20 protein-coding genes and 1 pseudogene are annotated in these 22,003 nt (G+C 71.3%); 5 read left to right on the top strand and 16 right to left on the bottom strand.

What is annotated here, in order from left to right; translation table 11 throughout:
- From ABD378_RS18910 to ABD378_RS18920, 3 genes and pseudogenes are all read right to left on the bottom strand, one after another.
- A pseudogene (locus ABD378_RS18910) lies at positions 1–970 on the bottom strand (hypothetical protein); the annotation flags it as partial.
- A 101-nt stretch (positions 971–1,071) separates the two neighbouring features.
- The gene (locus tag ABD378_RS18915; protein ID WP_344522095.1) at positions 1,072–1,533 is read right to left on the bottom strand and encodes a hypothetical protein; all 462 of its coding nucleotides are present in this window, start codon (positions 1,531–1,533) and stop codon (positions 1,072–1,074) included.
- A gap of 113 nt (positions 1,534–1,646) precedes the next feature.
- Positions 1,647–2,057, bottom strand: coding sequence for an organic hydroperoxide resistance protein (locus ABD378_RS18920; RefSeq protein WP_344522096.1), 411 nt, complete (start codon positions 2,055–2,057; stop codon positions 1,647–1,649).
- Positions 2,058–2,205: 148 nt separating this feature from the next.
- On the opposite strand from ABD378_RS18920, the gene ABD378_RS18925 reads away from it, so the two are divergent.
- Positions 2,206–2,694, top strand: coding sequence for a MarR family winged helix-turn-helix transcriptional regulator (locus ABD378_RS18925; protein ID WP_344522097.1), 489 nt, complete (start codon positions 2,206–2,208; stop codon positions 2,692–2,694).
- Between the two features lie 64 nt (positions 2,695–2,758).
- On the opposite strand, the gene ABD378_RS18930 is transcribed toward ABD378_RS18925, so the two are convergent.
- The 6 genes from ABD378_RS18930 to ABD378_RS18955 all read right to left on the bottom strand — a co-directional run bounded on the left by ABD378_RS18930 (position 2,759) and on the right by ABD378_RS18955 (position 9,014).
- Positions 2,759–3,760, bottom strand: coding sequence for an ABC transporter substrate-binding protein (locus ABD378_RS18930; RefSeq protein ID WP_344522098.1), 1,002 nt, complete (start codon positions 3,758–3,760; stop codon positions 2,759–2,761).
- Between the two features lie 23 nt (positions 3,761–3,783).
- Entirely contained in the window at positions 3,784–4,563 is a 780-nt protein-coding gene (locus ABD378_RS18935; protein WP_344522099.1) for an ABC transporter ATP-binding protein, read from the bottom strand.
- Between the two features lies 1 nt (position 4,564).
- Positions 4,565–5,701 (bottom strand): FecCD family ABC transporter permease, encoded by a 1,137-nt coding sequence (locus tag ABD378_RS18940; protein ID WP_344522100.1) that lies wholly within the window; start codon positions 5,699–5,701, stop codon positions 4,565–4,567.
- 198 nt (positions 5,702–5,899) lie between these two features.
- Positions 5,900–7,168: an MFS transporter gene (locus tag ABD378_RS18945; RefSeq protein WP_344522101.1), complete on the bottom strand. Its 1,269-nt coding sequence runs from the start codon at positions 7,166–7,168 to the stop codon at positions 5,900–5,902.
- The gene (locus ABD378_RS18950; protein ID WP_344522102.1) at positions 7,165–7,992 is read right to left on the bottom strand and encodes a Rossmann-like domain-containing protein; all 828 of its coding nucleotides are present in this window, start codon (positions 7,990–7,992) and stop codon (positions 7,165–7,167) included. Before ABD378_RS18950 ends, ABD378_RS18945 begins: the two co-directional genes overlap by 4 nt.
- Before the next feature lie 32 nt (positions 7,993–8,024).
- Positions 8,025–9,014, bottom strand: coding sequence for a pyridoxal-phosphate dependent enzyme (locus tag ABD378_RS18955; protein WP_344522103.1), 990 nt, complete (start codon positions 9,012–9,014; stop codon positions 8,025–8,027).
- Positions 9,015–9,245: 231 nt separating this feature from the next.
- Here ABD378_RS18955 and ABD378_RS18960 point away from each other — a divergent pair, with 231 nt between their 5' ends.
- Positions 9,246–10,136: a GHMP family kinase ATP-binding protein gene (locus ABD378_RS18960; protein ID WP_344522110.1), complete on the top strand. Its 891-nt coding sequence runs from the start codon at positions 9,246–9,248 to the stop codon at positions 10,134–10,136.
- Positions 10,137–10,166: 30 nt separating this feature from the next.
- Here ABD378_RS18960 and rbsD read toward each other — a convergent pair whose 3' ends face one another.
- From rbsD to ABD378_RS18995, 7 genes are all read right to left on the bottom strand, one after another.
- The gene (gene rbsD, locus ABD378_RS18965) at positions 10,167–10,556 is read right to left on the bottom strand and encodes a D-ribose pyranase (protein WP_344522104.1); all 390 of its coding nucleotides are present in this window, start codon (positions 10,554–10,556) and stop codon (positions 10,167–10,169) included.
- Positions 10,553–11,503 (bottom strand): ribokinase, encoded by a 951-nt coding sequence (locus ABD378_RS18970; RefSeq protein WP_344522111.1) that lies wholly within the window; start codon positions 11,501–11,503, stop codon positions 10,553–10,555. The genes rbsD and ABD378_RS18970 overlap by 4 nt, the downstream gene beginning before the upstream one ends.
- Before the next feature lie 66 nt (positions 11,504–11,569).
- Positions 11,570–13,516, bottom strand: coding sequence for an ABC transporter permease/substrate-binding protein (locus ABD378_RS18975; RefSeq protein ID WP_344522105.1), 1,947 nt, complete (start codon positions 13,514–13,516; stop codon positions 11,570–11,572).
- Positions 13,506–15,044 (bottom strand): sugar ABC transporter ATP-binding protein, encoded by a 1,539-nt coding sequence (locus ABD378_RS18980; RefSeq protein WP_344522112.1) that lies wholly within the window; start codon positions 15,042–15,044, stop codon positions 13,506–13,508. The genes ABD378_RS18975 and ABD378_RS18980 overlap by 11 nt, the downstream gene beginning before the upstream one ends.
- A gap of 17 nt (positions 15,045–15,061) precedes the next feature.
- The gene (locus ABD378_RS18985) at positions 15,062–16,078 is read right to left on the bottom strand and encodes a LacI family DNA-binding transcriptional regulator (protein WP_344522106.1); all 1,017 of its coding nucleotides are present in this window, start codon (positions 16,076–16,078) and stop codon (positions 15,062–15,064) included.
- A 110-nt stretch (positions 16,079–16,188) separates the two neighbouring features.
- Positions 16,189–17,493: a cytochrome P450 gene (locus ABD378_RS18990; RefSeq protein WP_344522113.1), complete on the bottom strand. Its 1,305-nt coding sequence runs from the start codon at positions 17,491–17,493 to the stop codon at positions 16,189–16,191.
- A gap of 51 nt (positions 17,494–17,544) precedes the next feature.
- Positions 17,545–18,333 (bottom strand): alpha/beta fold hydrolase, encoded by a 789-nt coding sequence (locus ABD378_RS18995; RefSeq protein WP_386546642.1) that lies wholly within the window; start codon positions 18,331–18,333, stop codon positions 17,545–17,547.
- A gap of 198 nt (positions 18,334–18,531) precedes the next feature.
- On the opposite strand from ABD378_RS18995, the gene ABD378_RS19000 reads away from it, so the two are divergent.
- From ABD378_RS19000 to ABD378_RS19010, 3 genes are all read left to right on the top strand, one after another.
- On the top strand, positions 18,532–20,880 hold the full coding sequence (locus tag ABD378_RS19000) for a GTPase-associated protein 1-related protein (protein ID WP_344522108.1): 2,349 nt from the start codon (positions 18,532–18,534) through the stop codon (positions 20,878–20,880).
- A 164-nt stretch (positions 20,881–21,044) separates the two neighbouring features.
- Positions 21,045–21,704, top strand: a complete 660-nt coding sequence (locus tag ABD378_RS19005) for a vWA domain-containing protein (RefSeq protein ID WP_344522114.1) — start codon at positions 21,045–21,047, stop codon at positions 21,702–21,704.
- A partial coding sequence (locus ABD378_RS19010) for a protein phosphatase 2C domain-containing protein (protein WP_344522109.1) occupies positions 21,701–22,003 on the top strand: 303 nt, incomplete at its 3' end. The genes ABD378_RS19005 and ABD378_RS19010, both read left to right, overlap by 4 nt.

Raw genomic sequence — 22,003 nt, forward strand, 5'->3', positions numbered from 1 at the left:
CCAGGCCGATGACCGCGCCCGGCGCGAGCGCAGGATCGTCCGGCGCCGCGCACCGCTCCCGGTACCAGCCCGTCGGATCGCCGCCATGCTGCCGTACGACGTACCGGGCACAGGCCCGCACCAGCGCGGACCGGTCACCGAGGAACGGCTCGGCCCGCTCCGGCTGCCCCGCCCGGCGCAGCCCGGTGACACCGGCGGACCTGACGCGTGGGGCGCGTGCGGTCAGCAGCGGTGTCAGCACGTCGTCAAGGGCTTCCGCGTCCCCCGCATCCCCCGCATCCCCCGCATCCCCCGCGTCCCCCGCGTCCCCCAAGGACGTGAGCGCCGCCGTGGCGCACAGGTCCTGGACCACCGTGTCCTCGTCCCGGGCGGCGGTGCGGGCCAGCTCGGCGGGGCCCAGGAGCCCGTGCTCGACCGCCAGTCGGCAGGCGAACCGGCGTACGGCGCGGTCGGGTTCGGCGAGGAGGGCGGTGAGCCGCCCGAGAGGGGCACGGAGCAGGACCGCACCGAGCAGATCGACGCCGAAGGCACCCCTCTCGCGACGGCCGACGCGCAGGATCAGCGGTGCGAGATCGACGGCGTCGTCGGGGTCGGAGTGCAGTGCCGCGCGCAGCAGTTCGCGGGCGCGATCGCGTACGGGTTCGACCCAGTCGGCGCAGCGGACGACGACCAGCGGCAGCAGTTCGGGCCGGTTGGCCGAGTGACGTATCGCCGCCTCGCGGACACGTCCGTCGCGGTGGCAGAGGGCGAGCGCGAGCCGGGAGTCGTCGAGTCCCGTCAGGTCGGCGGGCAGCGGGGCGGAGTTCTCCCACGCGGGCAGCGGCTCCGACCGGTACCAGGCCACTTCCCGTACCCCCGCGTCGAGCGCGAGCCAGCCGTCGACGTCCGCGACGACCAGCGCGCTCCGCAGGTCCGCGCCCTCCGCGAGCCGTACGGCGACAGTTTCTCCGCCTCTGATGCCCTCATACATGTCCGCCCCCGGCTCTCCCTGGTCGTGGAGCGCGATCGTAGGGCGCGTGGCGGGTGCGGGGCGTGCGATATATGGCCGGTCGATCCAGCGCGGCCGGGGGCTCAGTCCTCTTCGGGGGTTTCGGGGCGCAGTAGCGGGTGCTTTACGCCCGGGAAGACGCGGGCGCGGATCACCGGCTCGGTGGAGGCCCCCTGGATCACCGTCTCGGCGATGCCCCACGGGCGGCCGGGCAGGACGACGGTGATGGTGTACGTGGACGAGCAGCCCATGCACTCGTAGCAGTCGACCCAGGTCTCGACCTCGGTGCGGCTGCCGGGGTAGCGGGCCACGTGGCGGTGGCGGGCGTGGCAGTGGTCGCACTTCTCGCCCGGCTCGCAGGTGCCGCCGCAGGGGCACGGCACGTCCAGAGTCTCCGCGGGCTGCCAGCGCTGCGTGACGACGGCCTCGCGGGTGGCGCCCATGTCCTTCATCGCCTTGAGATTGCGGGCGGCGACGTTGTACGACTCGCCGGTCGACGTCATCCGGTTCCGGATCACGTCCTTGCGTCCGCGGTTCGTCGTCATGCTGGGCCTCCTGGGGTTCACGCAGCCCACCAGGAGGCCCATGAGATCGGTACCTCTACGGTACCCGCCGTCAGGCCCTCTCTTGTTCGGTCCCTCCCCGGGGCCGCGCTCGACTACTCGATGACGAGCTCGACCTCGATGTTGCCGCGCGTGGCCTTGGAGTACGGGCAGTACGCGTGCGTCGCCTCGACCAGCTGCTGCCCGGTCTCGCCCGCCAGGGAGTCCGGCAGCTCCACGCGCATCACGACCGCGAGCCCGAAGCCCGCGTCGTCCTTGCCGATGGAGACCTCGGCGGTCACCGAGACGTCCTTGGTGTCGACCTTCATCTCGCGGGCGACCGCCCCCATCGCGCTGGCGAAGCAGGCCGCGTACCCGGCGGCGAAGAGCTGCTCGGGGTTGGTGCCCAGGCCGTTCCCGCCCAGGGCCGGCGGCATGGCGAGCGCGAGGTCGATCTGGCCGTCGGAGCTGACGGCGCGGCCCTCGCGGCCGTTGGCGGTGGCGACGGCGGTGTACAGCGCGTTCATGGGGGTGTCCTCTTCCCTCGGTCTCGAAGAACGAGAAGAACGAGAAGAACGGGGTTCGTTCGCTCGTTCACTCGTTCGCTCTGCCGTTATGGTTGCACACGATTTAGTTGTGCACAACTTAGTGGCGTGTGCCAGGTACCCTGGACCCATGACGTCACCGCCGACCGCCGCACCCACCGGACGCGAGATGCCCGACGTGCCCGACGCCGAGCTCCTCCGCCTCGACCACCAGGTCTGCTTCTCGCTGCACGCCGCCTCGCGCGCCTTCGGCGGCGTCTACCGCGATGCCCTCAAGGACCTCGGGCTCACCTACCCCCAGTACCTGGCGATGCTGGTGCTCTGGGAAGACGGCCCGCAGCCGGTCAAGGCGATCGGCGAGCGGCTGCGCCTCGACTCCGGCACGCTCTCGCCGCTCCTCAAGCGGCTCGAGACCGCAGGGCTCGTGCGGCGTGAGCGCAGCGCCGCCGATGAGCGCTCCGTGACCGTTCAGCTGACCGATGCCGGAAGCGAGCTGCGCGAGCGGGCCCTGCCCGTGCCGCGCCGGATCCTCTCCTCGACCGGGATGACCGTCGAGGAGATCCTCACCCTCCAGGGGCTCCTCGGCCGCCTCACGGGAGCTCTGGACGAGGCTCAGTGAGGCGGCCGGGACGTGGGCGGGACGTGGCCGGGACGCGACCGGGGCGCGGCCGGGGCCCGGGGAATTACCGCTTCAGTGACCGCACGTACTTCCCGAACTTCTCCAGGCCGTCGATGTTGCGCGGGCCGCTGATGCCCTCGTTGTAGTCGAGGACGAAGAAGTTGTTCTTCTTCACGGCGGGCAGTTCCTTGGTGTGCGGGGACTTCTTCAGGAAGTCGATCTTCTTCTTGGCGGGCATGTCGCCGTAGTCGAAGATGATGACGACCTCGGGCTCGGCCTTGGCGACGGCCTCCCAGTTCACCTGGGTCCACCGCTCGTCGAGGCCGTCGAAGATGTTCTTGCCGCCTGCGGACTTGATGATGTCGTTGGGCGGGACCTGGCTGCCCGCCGTGAAGGGCTGGTCCGTGCCGGAGTCGTAGAGGAAGACGGGGACCCGGTCGCCCTTGGGGGCCTTGGACTCGACGGCGGCCACACGCTTCTTGAGGCCGCCCACGACCTCGTCCGCCTTCTTCTCCACGTGGAAGATCTTGCCCAGGCGGTCCAGGTCCGAGTACAGGGCCTTGAACGGGGTGACCTTCTGCGGGTACTTGGGGTAGTTGAAGCAGCTCTCCGTGTGCATGAAGCTCTGGATGCCGAGCTTGTCCAGGATCTGTGGGGTGATGCCCCGCTGGTCGCTGAAGCCCGAGTTCCAGCCCGCGACGACGAAGTCGGACTTGGCCTCCACGACGAGCTCCTTGTTGAGCAGGTCGTCGCTGAGCATCTTCACCTTGGCGTACTCCGAGGCCCAAGGGGACTCGCTCACCGGCGGGTTGGCCGGGGGCATCACATAGCCGTGGACGTGCTCGGTCAGGCCGAGGCTGAACATCTTGTCCGCGCTGCCTCCCTCGTACGCCACCGCGCGCTGCGGGGTCTTGTACGTGACCGGCTCGCCGCAGCGCTCGACGGTGGCCTTCTCGGGCGCGCCCGCGGCCTTGGGGTCCGAGTCGACCTCCGCGCCGCAGCCGCCGAGCAGCACGGCTGCCGCGAGCGCGGATCCGACGGCGGTGTAAGTACGTGTTCTGGGCATGGCTTGGTGGTGCCTTTCGGGTGTCAGAGGGGAGACGAGGGGCTCAGTGCGTAGAGAAGCTGGGGGTCGCCGGTCAGGGGGTGGCTGATCACGCTGGCCTTGACGCCGAACACCTCGTCGACGAGGCCCGTGGTGAGCACCTCTTCCGGGGTTCCGGCAGCCACCAACTCGCCCTGGGACAGCACCCCGATGCGGTCGCACGCGGCCGCGGCGAGGTTGAGGTCGTGCAGCACCACGAGGACGGTGAGGCCCGAGCCCTTCAGGAGCGAGAGGAGCTCGATCTGGTGGCGTACGTCGAGGTGGTTGGTCGGCTCGTCGAGGACCAGGATCCGTGGCTCCTGGACCAACGCCCGCGCCAGCAGGACGCGTTGGCGCTCACCGCCGGACAGGGTGAGTACGCCGCGGTCGGCGAGGCGGGTGAGGTCGAGACGGGCCATCGTGCGCGCGCACAGGTCCTGTTCGCGTGCGCCGAGCGCCTGATTGCCGCGCAGATGGGGCGCGCGGCCCAGTGCGATGACCTCCTCCACCGTGAAGTCGAGGTCCACCGCGCCGTCCTGGGCCATCGCGGCGACGACCTGCGCACTGCGGCGCGGCGTCAGACGGGAGAGGTCGTCCTCGCCCACCCGGACCACGCCGGAGCTCGGGCGCAGCGCGCGGTAGACGCACTTGAGTGCGGTGGACTTGCCGCTGCCGTTCGGGCCGACCAGGCCGACGATCTGGCCGCTGCCCACCTCAAGGGACAGATCCCGGACCAGGACCTTGCCGTCGATCGTCACGGACAGGCCGTCGAGTACGAGTTCCATCTCAACGGCCCCCGAACATATAGCCCTTGCGCCGCATCAGCGCGATGAACACCGGCACCCCGACCAGCGCCGTGATGACCCCGAGCGGCAGCTCGCGCGGCGCCACAAGGGTCCGCGACACCAGGTCGACCCAGACCATGAACACCGCTCCGACCAGCGGCGCCACGGCGAGCACCCGCGCATGCGTGGCGCCGACCACCATGCGTACGAGATGGGGCATCACCAGGCCGACGAAGCTGATCGCGCCGCTCACGGCGACCATCACCCCGGTGATGAGGGAGGCGAGCAGGAGCAGACCCTTGCGGTGCCGGTCGGGGCTGATGCCCAGGCTCGTCGCGGTCTCGTCGCCGAGCGCAAGGACGTCGAGCGCCCTGCTGTACCGGTACAGCACGGCGAGACCGAGCAGCACGCAGGCGGCCACGACGGGCAGCGCGCCCCAGCTCGCGGCGCCGAAGCTGCCCATCGTCCAGTACAGGACCATGCTGGTCGCCTCGCTGTCCGGGGCGAAGTAGATGATCACGCTCATCACGGCCTGGAAGCCGAGCGCCATGGCCACCCCCGTCAGGACGAGCCGCAGCGGCGAGAGCCCGCCACCGCGGCTCGCGGAGGCGGCGTACACGAGAACGGAGGCGACGAGCGCGCCGATGAACGCCCCCGCCGACACCGCGTAGATGCCGAGCGCCGCGAGCCCGCCCGTGACCGTCACGCCGACCGCGCCGACCGACGCCCCGGACGAGACGCCAAGGACGAAGGGATCGGCGAGCGCGTTGCGCACCAGCGCCTGGATGGCGACGCCGACCGCGCTGAGTCCCGCGCCCACAAGTGCCGCGAGGAGCACGCGCGGTGTGCGGATCTGCCAGATGATCTGATACGTCGTCACCTCGTCGGCGTCGATGCTCCCGCCGCTCAGCGCCGCCCACAGCAGCCGGGCCGTGTCGCCCGGCGTGACGACGGCGGAGCCCAGGCCGATGGCCACGACGACGGAGACGAGGAGGACGAGGAGGAGCGCGGCGCAGGTGGCCGCAAGGCCCGCCCGGGAGGCGAGTCGGCTCCGTACGCCCTTGGCCGGCGGGTCCGGCGGGAGTGCGTCGGGCGCCGTGGCGATGGCTGCCGTGGGGGAGGGCGCGGGTGGAGGCATGGCGGTCGGTCCTTTCAAGTCGGGGTGGGGGCGGGCGTGTTGGGCCCGGCGAGGCGCTGGGCGGACTCGGCGAGGTCAGGTCAGCGCGGTATCGCGCCCTGAAAGCGGCACGGGGCTGTGACATGTGCGGCTCCGCCGCGTGGGCGCGACCAGCCCTCACCGGCCCGCGGTTCCCTCACCGCCCTCCCGGCGCGACGCTCAGGCCGCGGACTCCGCCTCTTCCACCGGCCCGGCCCTCAGCACGAGGACCGCTGCCACGAGCGCCACGACCACCAGCGCCCCGAAGGCCACGGCGATCCCCGGATATCCGGCGAGCCCGAGCCCGAGCCCGCCGAGCCCGGCGCCCACGAAGACCCCGAGGCTCATCCCCGCGGCGTTCACGCTCAGGGCCGCGCCCCGCTGGGTCCCGCAGCGCCGGACGAGCAGGCTGACCACGCACGCGGCCACGACGGCGTGGCTCGCCGCGTGCAGGGACGTCATCGCGAGCGCGAGCGGCAGCCAGTGCGTGAAGTAGAAGCCCACGACCGAGACGAGCGCGGCTACCAGACCGAAGGCCAGCAACCGCTCGGTGCCGATCCGCGGCTCCTCGGAGTTCGTGATCCGCCCCGTGAGGAGATTGCTCACGAAGAACGACGCGCCGCTGAGCGTCCACACGAACGCGAAGAGCCCGGGGTCGAGTTCGAACCGCTCGTCGTAGTAGGCCGCCAGATAGGAGAGGTAGCCCATGAACACGGCGGTGCGGAGCAGGGCGATGAGCAGCAGCGGCACGACACCGGGGATCGCCCCGAGCGCCTTGAACGAGGCGACGTAGCCCAGGCGTTGAGAATCGTCCCGCTTCTCGACCGGCGCGTCCTTGCCGCGTACGAAGAAGATCGCGGCGAGGAGCAGCGACACCCCGGTCACGGCGAACAGGTCGCCCTGCCAGCCCCAGAACAGCGCGGGCAGCGCGATGACCGGAGCCGCCAGCATCGCCGTCATCGACTGGGTGGCGGTGACGAGCGTCGCCGCGCGCCCCGCGGCCTTCCCGGAACCGAAGCGGTCGGCCGCCGCCGCGGTCAGCGCCGGGTTCAGCACCGACGTACTGGCGCCGACAAGGAGGCAGAACACGGCGAGCAGGATGAAGTCCCCGCTCGCGCCGAGGGCGGCGGAGACGCCGAGCGCGGCGAGACCGCCCGCGGCGGCCCACTCCTTGCGCACCCGGTCGATCAGCGGGGCGAGGGCGGTGCCCACCAGCAGGGCCGCGAGACCGCCGAGTCCGCGCAGGCCGCCCAGCGTGGCGACGCTGCTTTCGGCGTCCTCGGCCATGGGCACCAGATAGGTGCTGAAGATCGTGAACGGCAGCAGTCCGACCGCGGACGCGACCAGGACGGGCCACAGCGCACGGGCCATCCGCAGGTCGCCCGGCAGCGCCTCTTCGCCGGCGGAGGCCGGGGAAGCCACGTCGGAACCCTTGGAGTCGACGCTCACGCCGCCTCCTTGTAGCGGTAGAGCGGCGTCTCGTCGGCGCTGAACTGCGAGAAGGCGAAGGGCTCGGCGGACAGGCCGGTGACCCCGGCGGGCAGGAACGCGCGGGCCACGGCGCTGCCGCTCTGCGCGTACACCACAAGGGGCACCTCGTGTTCGCGGCAGTGCGCGAGGATCAGGTCGAAGGTGCCGTTGCTCAGCGTCATGCCGGTGGCGACCACGGCGTCGGCTTCCTTCAGGACCTCGGTCATGTCGTCGGTGATCCGGTCGCCCCACTGGGTCGTACGGAGATTGAGATCGCAGGGCAGACAGACGCCGCCCCGCTCACGTATCGCCGCGACGAGGGGGTTGACCACGCCGATGAGCGCGACCTTCGCGCCCGGCTCGATGTCGAGCAGTCCGGCGATGGCGGCGTCGCGGGCCTTCGCCCGGACCTCCGGGGTGCCGGTGGGCAGCATGACGCGCTCGGCTTCGGCGGCGTCGCGGTGCGGGCTCACCTGCGCGAGGTAGGCGTCGAGCGCGGCGATGCGGACGGGCGTGGACTCGGCGCGCAGCAGCTTGTCGAGGGTGTGGCCCGATGCGTTCTCGCAGAAGTCCGGGGCGAGTTCACCGGCCTCGAAGGAGCAGGCACCGAAGGCCGTGCCGACCCGGAGCAGCAAGTAGTGGTTGTGGTACGTCACTTGGCTGCCCGCGAGGCGGGTGGTGTTGTACAGCCAGAACGCGCTGGTGATGGAGAGGTCCTTGGGGTCGGGGCCGTAGTCGCCCGCCAGGACGGCGTCGATGAGCTCCGCGACGTTGTGGGGCGTGCGCGGCTCGGGGTGTGACATGTGGAGTTCTCTCAGAGTGGTGGTGGACGCTGTCAGGGAAGGTCGGGCCAGGAAGTGGTCGACCAGGGATGCCTCAGCTCGTCGAGCGAGGTGATTTCGTGCGGCTTCAAGGTGTCGATGTCCGGCGCTTTCGCGTGGTGCGCGTAGGCGCTGTCGACATAGCGGTGACCCGTGTCCGCGGCGATGAAGACGTACGTACGGGAATCGTCGCGGCGCTGCTCCCAGAGGGTGGTCAGATAGGCGGCCCCGGTGGAAAGACCGGCGAAGATGCCACTGGTTCGCAGAAGGGAGACCGCGCCGGACACCGCGCAGTCGAAATTCACCCAGTGCACGCGGTCGTACGCGTCGTGCCGGACATTCTCGAATTCGATGGCGCTGCCGATCCCGGCGATGATCATGTCCGGGTCGGCCACGCGCTCCGAGCCGAAGGTGACGCTGCCGAAGGGCTGTACGCCGACGAGTGACACATCGCGCCCCGCCTCCCGCAGATATCCGGCGATGGCGCCGGTCGAGGCCCCCGAGCCGACCCCGCCCACCAGGGCGATCGGCCCCCCGGGGACCTCGGCGTCGACCGTCTCGGCCACGTCGCGGTAGCCGTAGTAATGGATGCTGTCGTGGTACTGCCGCATCCAGTGGTACGACGGATTCGCCTCGAGTATCTCGGCGATGCGCCGCACTCTCAGCTCCTGGTCGAGCCGGAGATTCTTGGACGGCCGCACCTGTTCCAGGGTGGCGCCGAGAATGTCCAATTGGATGCGCAGGGTGCGGTCCACGGTCGTGGAACCCACGATGTGGCACTTCATTCCATAGCGGTGACAGGCGAGCGCAAGGGCCTGCGCGTAGATACCGCTGGAACTGTCGATGAGGGTGTCGCCGGGTTTCACGGCACCTGAATCAAGAAGGTGACGGACCGCTCCGAGCGCCGAATAGATCTTCATCGTCTCGAACCGGAGACAGACCAAGTCCGGTGCCAGGGATATGAGATCGGGTTTCTTCACCGCTTCGGCTATGTGGTCGTGCATGTCTGCCCTCTGCCCCCTGTGTTTGGTCGCCGAGCCGAGAGCATCACACTAGATGAAAATGATTGTCAAGACGGATAGTCCTGTGGCAGCCTGTGGGTCTGGAGGCGTCGGGACGTTGAGAGGAGACCTGTGAAGCTGTCCCAGGAGGCCGGGCCGCGGCCCCGCCCGGCGGGTGCTGGATCGAGTGCGGGATCGGGCGCCGGAGCGGGTGCGGGATCGGCCGGAACCGGAGTGGGCACCGCCTTCGGGACCTTCGGCGAACTGCTTCAGGGCGTGCTGCCCGAGGAGGACGGGGACTTCCTGGTGACGTTGCCCGTCGCGCGCTGGACGATGGCCACGTTCCGGCAGGAGTCAGGCTCCGGGGATGTGGTGGTCCGTCCCGCCGGGAAGACCAAGGCGCTCCGACTGGCCCGTACGATCAGCGAGTTGGCGGCGCGGCGGACAGGTGTGCCGACCGGGGGAACCCTCCACGTCAACAGCGTCATCCCCGAGGGCAAGGGACTTGCGAGCTCGTCCGCCGACCTGGTCGCGACCGCGCGGGCGGTCGGTCAGGCGCTGCGGGTCGAGATGCCGCCGTCCCGGATCGAGCGTCTCCTCGCGGACATCGAGCCCACGGACGGGGTGCTCTACCCGGCGATCGTCGCCTTCCACCACCGCACCGTGCGCCTGCGCGGTGTCCTCGGATCGCTTCCGGTCATGGCCGTGGTGGGGATCGACGAGGGCGGCTCGGTCGACACGGTGGACTTCAACCGCATCCCCAAGCCGTTCACCCTGGCCGACCGCCACGAGTACGCGCGCCTGCTCGACCGCCTCGCGTGCGCCGTCCGGCGCCGCGACCTGGCCGAGGTCGGCAGGGTCGCGACCCGCAGCGCGCAGATGAACCAACTCCTGCGCCACAAATGGTCGTTGGAGCCGATGCGGGAGATCTGCCGGGAGGTCGGCGGCCTGGGCGTCGCCGTCGCGCACAGCGGCACGACGCTGGGGATCCTGCTTGACACCCGCGACCCCTCGTACACACAGCGCGTCAGCGCGGCGGCGCAGGCTTGCGGGGAGCTGGCGGGCGGGGTGACGGTGTACCGGACGCTGAGCTTCGCGGGAGGGGGCGGGGGCGTGCGGGCGTAGGAGAACGGTCGTGCGGGACGCGGTGCGGGGCTAGAAGAACACCCCGCACCGCAGCAGCACATTCGCGTACGGCGTGGCCTCGCCGGTGCGTACCACCAGGCGGGCATCGGCCGTGCGGCGCTTGAGCTCCTCGTGCGGGATCAGGGTGAGGGGCGTGACGCGGGAGGCCAGCAGCCCGGCCGTCGCCGGGTTCGCCTCCTGGACCTCCGTCGTCGCTGTTCCGCCCTCCGTCACGAGCTCGGCGAGCAGCCCGTCAAGTACTTCGGCGAAGGACGGGACGCCCGCACGGAAGGCCAGGTCGACGACCCGGGGACCCGGCGGTATGGGCATGCCCGCGTCGCAGACCAGGACCGTGTCGCCGTGCCCCAACTCGGCCAGGGCGGCGGAGAGATGGCGGTTGAGGATGCCGCTCTTCTTCATGCGGAGGGAGTCTCTTCCTGTGCCGGGACCTCGTCCGCCGTCGGGTACGACTCCTGCGCGCCCTGCCGGGTGACCGACGCCGCGCCCACGCGCGCCGCGTACGCCGCCGCCGTCGGGAGGTCGTCGCCCAGGCCGATGCGCCAGGCCAGGGCCGCCGTGAACGCGTCGCCCGCGCCGGTCGTGTCCACCGCGTCCACCTTCGGGCTTGGGACGGTGACGGGAGAGCCGCCGCCGTCCGCCGTCAGCGCTCCCTCCGCACCCAGGGTGATCACCACGGAGCGGGGGCCGAGGGCCAGCAACGCGCGCGCCCAGTCCGCGGGGGAGTCCGCGGCGGACACGTCGTCCCCCAGGATGTAACGCGCCTCGTGCTCGTTCACCACCAACGGGTCGCAGGCGGCGAGGACTTCGGGCGGCAGGGGAGCCGGAGGTGACGGGTTCAGGACGAAGCGGGTGGCCGCCGGCAGGGTGCGGACGAGCTCCGTGACCGTCTCGACCGGGATCTCCAGCTGGGTCGAGACCACCCGCGACGCGGCGAGCAGGCTGCCCGCCGCACGGATGTCCTCAGGGGTCAGCCGGGCGTTGGCGCCCGGCGAGACCACGATGCTGTTGTCGCCCGACGGGTCGACGGTGATCAGCGCGACGCCCGTGGGCGCCCCGCCGACCAGGACGCCGACCGTGTCCGCGCCCGCCGCCCGCTGCGAGTCGAGCAGGAGCCTGCCGTGCGCGTCGTCGTCGACCCGCGCGAGCAGGGCGGTGCGGGCACCCAGGCGGGCCGCCGCGACCGACTGGTTGGCGCCCTTGCCACCGGGATGCGTGGCGAGGTCGGAGCCGAGGACCGTCTCGCCGGGGGCGGGGCGGCGCTCGACGCCGATCACCAGGTCGGCGTTGGCCGACCCGACGACCAGGAGGTCGTACGTGGCGTCGTCGTGGTCGTGGTGATCGTGCATCTGTGGATCCAGCTCCTGCTCGTACGGGGTGACGGCGATGGTGGCGGGCACGTGACCGGGGTGGGGTCAGGAGAAGTCGGCCACGTTCTTCTTCGTGACCACCTTCACCGGGACCTTCACCATCGCGTCGACATCCTTGCCGCGCACCGCCTTCACCGCGTTCTGCACGGCGATCCTGCCCAGCTCCTTCGGCTGCTGCGCCACGGACGCGTACAGCGTGCCCGCCTCGACTGCCTTGAGTCCGTCGGGAGTTCCGTCGAAGCCGACCACCGAGACCGACTTGCCCGCCTTGTTGCCGAGCGCCTTGGCGGCGCCGAGGGCCATCTCGTCGTTCTCGGCGAAGACGCCGTTGATGCCGGGGTTGGACTGGATCAGGTTCGTCATGACGTCCAGGCCCTTGGTGCGGTCGAAGTCCGCGGGCTGGGAGGCGACGACCTTGATGCCGGGGTACTCCTTGATGCCCTCGGTGAAGCCCTTGCCGCGCTCGCGGCTCGCCGACGTGCCCGCGACACCCTGCAGCGTGACGATCTTGCCCTTGCCGCCCAGCTTCTCCGCGAGGGTCTTCGCGGCCAGCTTGCCGCCCGCGACGTTGTCGGAGGCGACGAGCGTCGCCGCCTTCGCCTTGTTCACCCCGCGGTCGGCGGCGATCACCGGGATGTCGGCCTTGTTGGCGCCGCGCACCGCCGGGCCCACCGCGTCCGAGTCGACCGGGTTGACGATGATCGACTTCATGCCTTCGCCGGTGAAGTTCTGCAGCTGGTTGGTCTGCTGCGAGGCGTCGTTCTGCGCGTCCGTGACCGTGAGGTCGATGCCGGCCTTCTCGGCCTCCGCCTGCGCGCCCTCCTTCATCTGGACGAAGAAGGGGTTGTTGAGGGTGGAGAGCGACATGCCGATCTTCGTCGTCGTACCGGAGGAACCGTTGTTGAAGAAGGAGACGGCGCCGACCACGGCCGCGACCAGCGCGGCGGCGATCCCGAGCTTCAGGACCTGGGGCCCCTTCTTGCCGCCCCCTGCCGCGGCGCCCGTCGAGGCTCCGGGAGTCGCCCCGGCTTTGCGGCGCAGGGTGTCGAGCAGAACGGCGAGCGCGATGACGACGCCGATCACGACCTGCTGCCAGAAGGCGGACACCGAGAGGAGGTTGAGGCCGTTGCGCAGGACCGCCAGGATCAGCGCGCCGATCAGGGTGCCGGACGCCTTGCCGACACCGCCCGCAAGGCTCGCGCCGCCGATGACGACCGCGGCGATGGCATCCAGCTCGTAACCCTGCGCGGCCTGCGGCTGCGCGGAGACCAGACGGGACGCCAGGACGATGCCCGCGACGGCGGCGAAGAGACCGGACAGGCCGTAGATGACCAGCTTCTGCCGCTTGACGCGCAGGCCGGAGAGGCGGGCCGCCTCTTCGTTGCCGCCGATCGCGTACATGGAGCGGCCGATGTACGTACGGGCCAGGATGACGGCCGTGATCAGACCCATCGCGACCATCACGATGACCGGGACCGGCAGCCAGCCGCCGATGGTGTCACCGAGGTTGGAGACCGAGTCCGGGAACGGGATCGGGCTGCCCTGCGAGATGACCAGGGAGAGGCCGCGGGCCACCGAGAGCATCGCCAACGTCGCGATGAACGGCGGGAGTTTGCCGTACGAGACGAGCAGTCCGTTGACGAATCCGCACGCTATGCCGGTGCCGACGGCGAAGATGATCGCAAGCCAGACCGGCATTCCCTGCGAAGTCGCCGTCCAGGCAAGGACGGTGGCCGAAAGCGCGGCCACCGAACCGACCGACAGGTCGATGCCCGCCGAGACGATGACGAAGGTGACGCCGAACGCGAGGATCGCGGTGACGGCGGCCTGCACGCCCACATTGAGCAGGTTCTGGGTGGTGAGGAAGTCGCCGGACAGCAGCGACATCGCCACAAGGAGGACGACCAGGGCGCTCAGCGCGCCGTTGTCGAGCAGTACGCGGCGCAGACCGGTGGCGCCACCCGCGTTGCTCTTCAGCGTTTCAGTGGCCACGGGAGGCCTTCCCTTCGGTTGCTTCGTCTGTCTGAACTGCCGTGCTGCTGACGGCGAGTGCCATCACCGCGTCCTGCGTCGCGTCGTCCGCCGCGAGTTCGCCCGCGATGCGGCCCTGCGCCATGACGAGCACGCGGTCGCTCATGCCGAGGACCTCGGGCAGATCGCTGGAGATCATCAGGACCGCGTGCCCGGAGGCCGTCAGTTCGTTGATGAGCTGGTAGATCTCGACCTTCGCGCCCACGTCGATGCCGCGCGTCGGCTCGTCGAGGATCAGCACCTTGGTGTCGGCGAGCAGCCACTTGCCGATGACGACCTTCTGCTGGTTGCCGCCGGACAGCGTGCGCACGTGCTGGCCGAGCCCGGCCATCCGCACGCCGAGCTGCTCGGCGATCCGGGCGGCCGCCACACGCTGCCCCTTGAGGTCCACGAGCCCGGAGCGCGTCGCCGAACGCAGCGTCACCAGGCCGAGGTTCTCCTGCACGGAGGCGTCGAGCAGCAGCCCCTGGCCCTTGCGGTCCTCCGGTACGAGGCCGATGCCCGCGCCCATCGCGGCGATCACGTCGTGCCGGGGCAGCCGGTCGCCGCGTACGTCGACGGAGCCCGCGTCGTACGGATCAGCCCCGAAGACGGCGCGCGCCACCTCGGTCCGTCCCGCGCCGACGAGTCCCGCGAGGCCGACGACCTCACCGGCCCGCACCTCGAAGCTGACGTCATGGAAGACGCCGTCGCGGGTGAGGCCCTTCACGGTGAGCAACGCGCCCCCGGTGTCCGGGCGTTCGCGCGGGTACTGCTGCTCGATGCTCCGGCCCACCATCAGGCGCACGAGCTCGTCCTCGGCGGTCGACGCGGGCACCTGGTCGACGCTGCGGCCGTCGCGCAGGACGGTCACGCGGTCGCCGAGCGCGGCGATCTCCTCCAGGTGATGGGTGATGAAGACGACGCCGACGCCGTCCGCGCGCAACTGCCGCACGATCGCGAAGAGTTTGTCGACCTCCTCGCTCGTCAGGACCGCCGTCGGCTCGTCCATGATCAGGACGCGGGCCTCCAGGCTGAGCGCCTTGGCGATCTCCACCATCTGGAGCCGGGCGATGCCCAGTTCGCGCACCTTGGCGCGCGGCGACACCTGGACGCCGACGCGCTTGAGGAGCTTCTCGGCGGCCTCCTCCATCGCCTTCCGGTCGATCATCCCGAAGCGGCGCGGCTGCCGGCCGAGGAAGATGTTCTCGGCGACGGTGAGGTCGGGTACGAGGTTGAACTCCTGGTAGATCGTGGCGATGCCGAGCCGTTCGGCGTCCTGCGCCCCGTGGATGCGGACTTCCTTGCCGTCCACGAGGATGCGGCCGCTGTCGGGGCGGTAGGCGCCGGAGAGCATCTTGATGAGCGTGCTCTTGCCCGCGCCGTTCTCGCCGAGCAGGACATGCACCTCGCCGCGGCGCAGGTCGAAGTCGACGGAGTCGAGCGCGACGACGCCGGGGAAGGTCTTGCGTATGCCTTCGATCCGCAGCAACTCGTCCGGGTTGCTCACGTGGTGCTCCTCGCTGCTCACGTGGTGCTCCTCTGGTCGGTGGGGGACTCGCCGCAGGAGCGGCGTACGACGAGACGGGCGGGCAGGGTGACGGACCGGGGGCGCCTGCCCTCGATCAAGTCGACCAGGGCCTGCACGGCGGCCCGGCCCAGATCGCCGGTCGGCTGGGCGATGGCGGTGATCGGCGGATCGGTGTGCACGAACCACGGGATGTCGTCGAAGGCGGCGAGCGCGATGTCGTCCGGGACGCGCAGGCCGTGCGCGCGGATCGCGTCGAGCGCGCCGAGCGCCATCAGGTTGTCCGCGGCGAAGATGACGTGGGGCGGCTCGGGCAGCGCGAGGAACCGCTCGGTGGCCCGGCGCCCGCTGTCGGCCTGGAAGTCGCCCTGCCCGATGTAGTCGTCGGGCAGCGGGAGCCCGTACTCGGCGAGTGCGTCCCGGAAGGCCTCGACGCGCTCGCTGCCGGTGGTGGTGGCCGCGGGCCCCGCGATGATCGCGAGCCTGCGGTGGCCGATGGCGTGCAGGTGGGCGACCAGGTCACGGACGGCTTCGCGGCCGTCGGCGCGGACGACGGGGACGTCAACGCCCGGGATCCAGCGGTCCACGAACACCATCGGGGTGCTGGAGCGCGCGGTGTCGAGCATCAGCGGGGAGCCGCCGTCGGTGGGGGAGACCAGGAGCCCGTCGATCCGCCGGTCCAGGAGCGTACGGACGTGGTGGTCCTGCAGCTCGGGCCGCTCGTCGGCGTTGCCGATGATCACGCTGTAGCCGAGCGCGCGGGCCGCCTCCTCGACGGAGCGGGCCAGGGCCGTGAAGTACGGGTTCAGTACGTCGCTGATGACCAGGCCGAGGGTGCGGGTCTGGTCGGTGCGCAGCGAGCGGGCGACGGCGTTCGGGCGGTAGCCGAGGCTCTCCACCGCGGCGAGGACGCGGGCCCGGGCCGCCGGGCTGACCGAGGGGTGACTGTTCAGGACGCGCGACACCGTGGCGACGGATACGCCTGCCTCGGCCGCGACGTCCTTGATGCTCGCCATCGCCGGTCCACCTCCTTGTGGAATCGATTACACGGAGGATTGGAATCGATTACATGGGCGGGTGGCAAGACCCTGGCGGGTCAGCGATACCAGATTGTGATGCGAGGTGCTCAGGTGAGCGCAGTGACCGGAGGTGCCGTTGCCGACAGCTGGACCGGCACCGACTTCAAGCCGTTGATGAAATTGGAGACCAGGCGCCTCGGCGGGGCGGCCAGCTGGGGAGGCGTCGGCTGTGACGCGCGGAACTCCTCGTACAGGACGCGGAGTTGGAGACGGGCGAAGTGTGCGCCCAGGCAGACGTGCGGTCCCTCGCCGAAGGAGACGTGGGGGTTCGGGGAGCGGGACAGGTCCAGGCGGTGGGGGTCCGCGAAGACGCGTTCGTCGTGGTTGGCGGAGGCGTGGAAGACGACCACCTTGTCCCCGGCGCGGAGGGGCCGGTCGGCCAGCACCGTGTCCTGAGTTGCCGTGCGGCGGAACGTGAGAACGGGAGGGTGGTGGCGCAGGAGCTCGTCCACGGTCGTGGCGACCGGGGCGTCGCCCGCGTGGAAGCGGCGGTACTCGTCCGGGTGCTCGGCGAACGCGAGGAGACCGCCGGGTGCCGCGCCGCGCACGGTGTCGTTGCCCGCCACGGTGAGCAGGAAGAAGAACATCTCCAGCTCGGGGTCGGTCAGTTCGGGGTCCGTGGCGAGGGTGGTCATGATGTCGTCGGCGGGCACGCGGCGCTTGTGTGCCGCCAGCTCCTGCGCGTAGGCGAACATGTCGCGCAGCATCGCGGGCGAGCGAGGGTTGACCGGCCTGCCGTCCTGGTCGCGCTTCGGCTCACCCGCCTCGTCGGGATCCTGGTAGCCGATCACGCGCTGTGTCCAGCGCAGGAGCAGCCCGCGGTCGCTCTCGGGCACGCCGAGGAGGTCGGCGAGATTGAGCAGTGCGTAGTCGTCGGTGACGGCGGTGACGAGATCGCAGGTGCCGTCGGAGTCGCGGGCCTCGTCCGTCGCCGCGGCGAGCAGGGTGCGGGCCCGGTCGCGGACCAGGGACTCGAAGCGCTCCACGCGCCTTGGCGTGAAGGCGCGGCTGACCAGACGCCGCAGGCGGCCGTGGTCCGGGCGGTCCTGATTGAGCATCATGCGGCGGATGAACGGCAGGTCGTCCGGGTCGGGATCACGGATCTGGGTGGCGCCCAGGTGTGAGGAGTACGTGGTGGAGTCCCTGAGGACGCGGACGACGTCCCGATGCCGTGTGACAGCCCAGAAGCCGGGTCCCGCGGGCCAGTCGAGCACCCGCGGTTCATCCTGCCAGGCCACCGGGTGCTGGTCGCGGAGCAGGCGGTAGCGGTCGTGCGGGATCCCGGCCGCGTACTGCCGTGGGTCGAACACGTCGGGCACGGCGGCGAGTTGGTCGCCCGCGGATGCGGTGATCTGCCCGCTCCCTTCACTCGGTGGTGGCCGGTTCACGTGGTGTGCCCGCGTTCAGGAGGCGTCGCCGTCCTCGCCGTCCGCCCGCAGGAACTCCTCCACGGCGCGGATGAGGGCGAGCGGCGTCTCGTCCATCGCGTAGTGGCCCGCCTCGGCGAGTTCGGTGAGTTCGGCGCGCGCGTACCAGCGCAGCCACGTCCGGCGCATCAGGTCCGCGCCGAGCGCGGGATCAAGGGCCCCGACCACGGCGAGCGCCGGCACGGTCGAGCCCTCGATCCGGTCGTGGAAGTCCTCGCGCGCCCAGGAGTCCAGCCAGCCGCGGAAGGCTTTCGCGTCGCTGACGTCGAGGGAGCGCGCCACCATGCGGTCGAGCCAGGCCGCGGGCCGCACACCGCCGGTGGTGAAGTCGATGATCGCGCGGCGGTTCTCCGGCAGACGGTCCGCCTCGGAGAACAACTCCCATTGCTCGGGCGGCAGTTCAAGGCCGGACGCGGGTACGGGGGAGACGCCGACCAGCCTGCGGACCCGGTGTGGGGCAATCGCGACGACGCGCTGGGCGACGCTGCCGCCCATCGAGTGGCCGACCAGGGAGAACCGGTCCCAGCCGAGACGGTCGGCCAGAGCGACGACGTCGGCGGCGCCCTCGGAGGTCGTGTACGCGCCGGTTGCGTCCTTCGCCTCTCCGTACCCGCGCAGGTCGACCACCGCGTACTGGAACGAGGCGAGGTCGAGGTCCGCGAGCACCGGCGCGTAGGCCGAGCGGTCGGCGAACCAGCCGTGCACGGCGATCACCTTGTGCGGGCCGTCGCCCAGCAGGACATGGGGCAGCGGGAAGGAGGCCACGGAGTCTCCGATCAGCGTCAGCATGCGGAAGGGCCGGACGGGCGGGGCCCGCGAACCACCGTGGCCCCAACGCACCCGTACCGCAAGGGCGCGGGGAGTCACCCGCGGTGGGGCGCAGGAGGGCCGAGTGAGTCCCGTGGAGGGGGGAAACTTGGCGGACGGCCTGCGATCGAGGCATGCGGATGGTCACAATGTGGCATGGCCATCCGCCGCCTCAGCTACCGGCTCGACGAGGAGCCGGACACCGGAGTCGTCCGTCTGATCCCCGCACCGGCGGGACCGCAGGAGCAGGAGAAGGAACACCCCCTGGAACCACCCGAGTTGGCCGCGTACGTCCTGGCCGTCGGGCACCGTCAAGGCCTCAGCCGCAGCCGACTCCCGGACGGGGCCGGGCTCCTCTGCCACACGGTCGCCGAGCGGCCCGGGAGTACGGCCGCCGGGCAACCCGGAAGTGTGTCCGCTGGGTGCCGCGTCGACGTCGCGTACGCCGACGACCCCGACGAACTGCCCCTGTCCCTGGGGGATGTCGCCCCCGATGCCCTGATCGACTTCGCCCGCGCGCACGCCCCTCGCGTCGAGCCCTTCCTCGCGGACGTACGCCGTCTTTTCGACGAGCGGGCCGGGCGCCAGATCGTCGTCGCCGAGCACGACCCGGACACCGTGGCCCACTGGATCGCCCTCGCCTGCGCCTCGCTGTCCGACGCGTACGCCAAGTCCCTGACGTTCAGCACATGGACCGCCGAACCGCGACGCGCGCCGCAGCAGATCATCGGCATCGGCCCGGACGCGGACTTCGACCGTTTCGACGGGCCGACGCTCGACCACTTCTACCGCGTGCACGACGGGGTCGGCGGCCAGGGCAGTACGCCGATGCCCGACACCTGGGCGGAGGTGACCGCCCGGCAGTGGATCGAGGGGACACCGCCCGAGCCGGGCGCCGACGACGCTCCGTTCGCACTGACCCGCCCGACCGTCGACGTACGGCAGCTGTCCGCGATGTCCGGCGAAGCCCGCCGGGACATCGTCCGCGCCCACGCCGCGGCCGTGGCGGAGCAGAGCGCGGGCAGCCCCGTCGTCGACGAGCTGTACGGGCTCTGCCAGGAGCTCGGGCCCCAGGACCGCGCCACGGCCGAACCGCTCGCACTCGCCCTGGTGCGGCACTACGTGTCCGTGGCCGAGGACCAGGGCACGCTGCCCGACCTCGCCGCCTGCGAACGGCTCCCGCTGAGCGCCGACGCCTGGCAGCGGCTGCGCGCTGAGTTCGGCGGACGCGCAGACGACGCGCTGCGCCGCAGGCTGCGCGAGCCCGTGGGGACCTGGGCCGAGCCGCTGCGGCTCGCGCTCGCCATGGGCGCGGACGCGGGGCGTGGGCTCGAAGAGGCCATGGAGCGGCTCGCGGGGGCGTTGCTCCACCCCGGGCGGCGCGCGTGCGCGGAGTCGGTGGAGGTCCTGGAGGCGATGGGCCACACGGGACTGAACCGGCGGGTCCTGAAGCTGCTGGCAAGGGACCTCACCGACTCGAAGCTTGACAAGCTCCGCGGCCTCGCCAACGCGCCGCAGGGGGAGTGGCTGCGGCGGCGCGTGGAGGCCGGCGAGGCGCCCCCTGTCCTCCGGCTCGTCGAGGCCGCAGCCCGCTGGCATCGGCAGCCGCACTGCCTGCGGGGCGCCCGGCTCTTCGCCGCCCTGGCCGAACTGCTCCCCGGCGGCCGGGTGACCGACACCACGACGCTGAAGCAGCTGTGGCGGATCGTGTGGGGCGGGTCCCAGCCCGACAGCGCGGAGGTGGCGGAGCTCGTCCGCGTCTGCCCGACACGTCTGATCATCCAGGCGGGCTTCGGCATCCGTCTCGTGGTCCGGCTCAGGGGGCCGGAGCGGGTCGACCGCGATCTTGTCGACTTCGCAAGGGACCTGCGGGAGGAGGGGCAGCTCACCGCGATCGAGCGGGCCACGGCTGAACTCCTCATGACCGTGGAGGAGTTCGCCGAGGGGAGGCTGCCCCTGCGCCTGGCCGTCGAGCGCGTCCGTGTCCAGAGCCAGCAGGCGTCGCCGCTCGGTGACGTCCTGCGGGCGGGGACCGGTGCGTGGGTCGGCCGGGGGTTCGCGCGGGCGTCACCCGTCGAGCTGTGCCACCGCCCCGCCCTGGACTTCCTGATGGGCACCGGCGGCGACGTCCTGCGGCCCTATCGCGAGATCCTCCTCGACGAAGGCGCGCGGGAGCGGATGATCCGCGAACTGCCCCGCCAGCCCGCCGAGATCGCCGCGCTCTACCACATCTGGCGCCCCCGCCAGGGGCGCCGGATCACCCACGAGTGGCAGCGGGTCGCCGACGAGCTGCTCACCCGCGTCCTCGCACCCGTGGTGCCGCACCTGGACGACTGGACGCTGGGCGAGGTCGCCACGGAGATCACCCGGCAGCCGCACGGGCGCGGCTCGCAGCGGGTCCAGGAATGGAACGCCTGGCGCAGTCGGCAGGCGGGGACGCAGGGGCCGCAAGGGCCGCAAGGGCCGCAAGGGCCCGGCTCCGGCGGCCCTGACCGTCACCACTGACACGACCCGCACCACTGCCGCCACCGACACCACTGACCCGGCCCGGACAACCCAGAAGAAACCCCGAACCACTGATGCGCGAGAGGACCAGCGTGAGGAAGACCAGCCAGACCAGTGTCACCGTCCAGGCCGGTGAGGCCGCCGACAACTTCCCCGGCGGCAGCATGGCCAACCGCCCCGTGCACTTCATCTGGATGCTCGACTGCTCGGGCTCCATGGGGGTGAACGGCAAGATCGGCGAACTGAACTTCGCGATCCGCGAGGCCATCCCCGAGATGCAGCAGGCCGCCGAGTCCAACCCGGCCGCCTCGCTGCTCGTACGTGCCATCTCCTTTGCCAGCGGCGCCAGTTGGCACGTCGGTGAGCCGACTCCGGTGGACCACTTCGCCTGGGAGGACGTGCACACGTACGGCGGCACGGACATGGGCGCGGCGTTCAAGCTCGCCGCGGGCGCGCTGCAGACCCCGCCGATGCCGCAGCGCGCCCTGCCCCCGGTGCTCGCCCTCGCATCCGACGGGCAGCCCACGGACGACTGGCGCGCGGGCCTGCGTGAGATCGACGCCACGCCGTGGGGCAAGCGCGCCGTGCGGGTCGCGGTGGCCATCGGGGACGACGCGGACAAGAGCATGCTCAAGGAGTTCCTCGGCAACCCGGAGCTCGAGCCCCTGCAGGCCAAGAACCCCCGCCAGCTCGCCGCGGCCATCCGCTGGATGTCGACAGCCGTCGTGAAGGACGCGTCGACGCCGAAGGTCGAGGACGCCAAGCCCGCGTCCCCGCTCGGACCGGCGCCGCTGACCAAGGACGACGAAGACGACATCTGGTGAGCGGGCCATCGACACCGGCACGGACACAGGTCACGACCGGCGGCTGGGCCATCCTCAGCGCCACGGTCAAGGGAGTCGGCAAGAAGTACAGCCAGGACAGCTGTGGCGCCCGCTCCGTGGCCCGCGGCGCCGCCGCGGTGCTCACGGTGGCCGACGGCCACGGCTCCGCCGCGCACTTCCGCAGCGACCTCGGCTCCCGTTGGGCCGTCGAGGAGTTCACCGCGTGCGCGGAGGGCTTCGCGCGGGAGGTGGTGCGCGTCGGCGCCGACGCGGCGGGCTGGAACGGCCTGCGCGCGGAG

Source organism: Streptomyces rectiviolaceus (genome assembly GCF_039533825.1).
GTDB classification, from domain to species: Bacteria; Actinomycetota; Actinomycetes; order Streptomycetales; family Streptomycetaceae; genus Streptomyces; species Streptomyces rectiviolaceus.

Excerpts from the sequence above, each read along its gene's own strand:
- ABD378_RS18915 (WP_344522095.1), bottom strand. The coding sequence starts at position 1,533 with ATGACGACGAACCGCGGACGCAAGGACGTGATCCGGAACCGGATGACG.
- ABD378_RS18920 (WP_344522096.1), bottom strand. The coding sequence starts at position 2,057 with ATGAACGCGCTGTACACCGCCGTCGCCACCGCCAACGGCCGCGAGGGC.
- ABD378_RS18925 (WP_344522097.1), top strand. The coding sequence starts at position 2,206 with ATGACGTCACCGCCGACCGCCGCACCCACCGGACGCGAGATGCCCGAC.
- ABD378_RS18930 (WP_344522098.1), bottom strand. The coding sequence starts at position 3,760 with ATGCCCAGAACACGTACTTACACCGCCGTCGGATCCGCGCTCGCGGCA.
- ABD378_RS18935 (WP_344522099.1), bottom strand. The coding sequence starts at position 4,563 with ATGGAACTCGTACTCGACGGCCTGTCCGTGACGATCGACGGCAAGGTC.
- ABD378_RS18940 (WP_344522100.1), bottom strand. The coding sequence starts at position 5,701 with ATGCCTCCACCCGCGCCCTCCCCCACGGCAGCCATCGCCACGGCGCCC.
- ABD378_RS18950 (WP_344522102.1), bottom strand. The coding sequence starts at position 7,992 with ATGTCACACCCCGAGCCGCGCACGCCCCACAACGTCGCGGAGCTCATC.
- ABD378_RS18955 (WP_344522103.1), bottom strand. The coding sequence starts at position 9,014 with ATGCACGACCACATAGCCGAAGCGGTGAAGAAACCCGATCTCATATCC.
- rbsD (WP_344522104.1), bottom strand. The coding sequence starts at position 10,556 with ATGAAGAAGAGCGGCATCCTCAACCGCCATCTCTCCGCCGCCCTGGCC.
- ABD378_RS18970 (WP_344522111.1), bottom strand. The coding sequence starts at position 11,503 with ATGCACGATCACCACGACCACGACGACGCCACGTACGACCTCCTGGTC.
- ABD378_RS18985 (WP_344522106.1), bottom strand. The coding sequence starts at position 16,078 with ATGGCGAGCATCAAGGACGTCGCGGCCGAGGCAGGCGTATCCGTCGCC.
- ABD378_RS19000 (WP_344522108.1), top strand. The coding sequence starts at position 18,532 with ATGGCCATCCGCCGCCTCAGCTACCGGCTCGACGAGGAGCCGGACACC.
- ABD378_RS19005 (WP_344522114.1), top strand. The coding sequence starts at position 21,045 with ATGGCCAACCGCCCCGTGCACTTCATCTGGATGCTCGACTGCTCGGGC.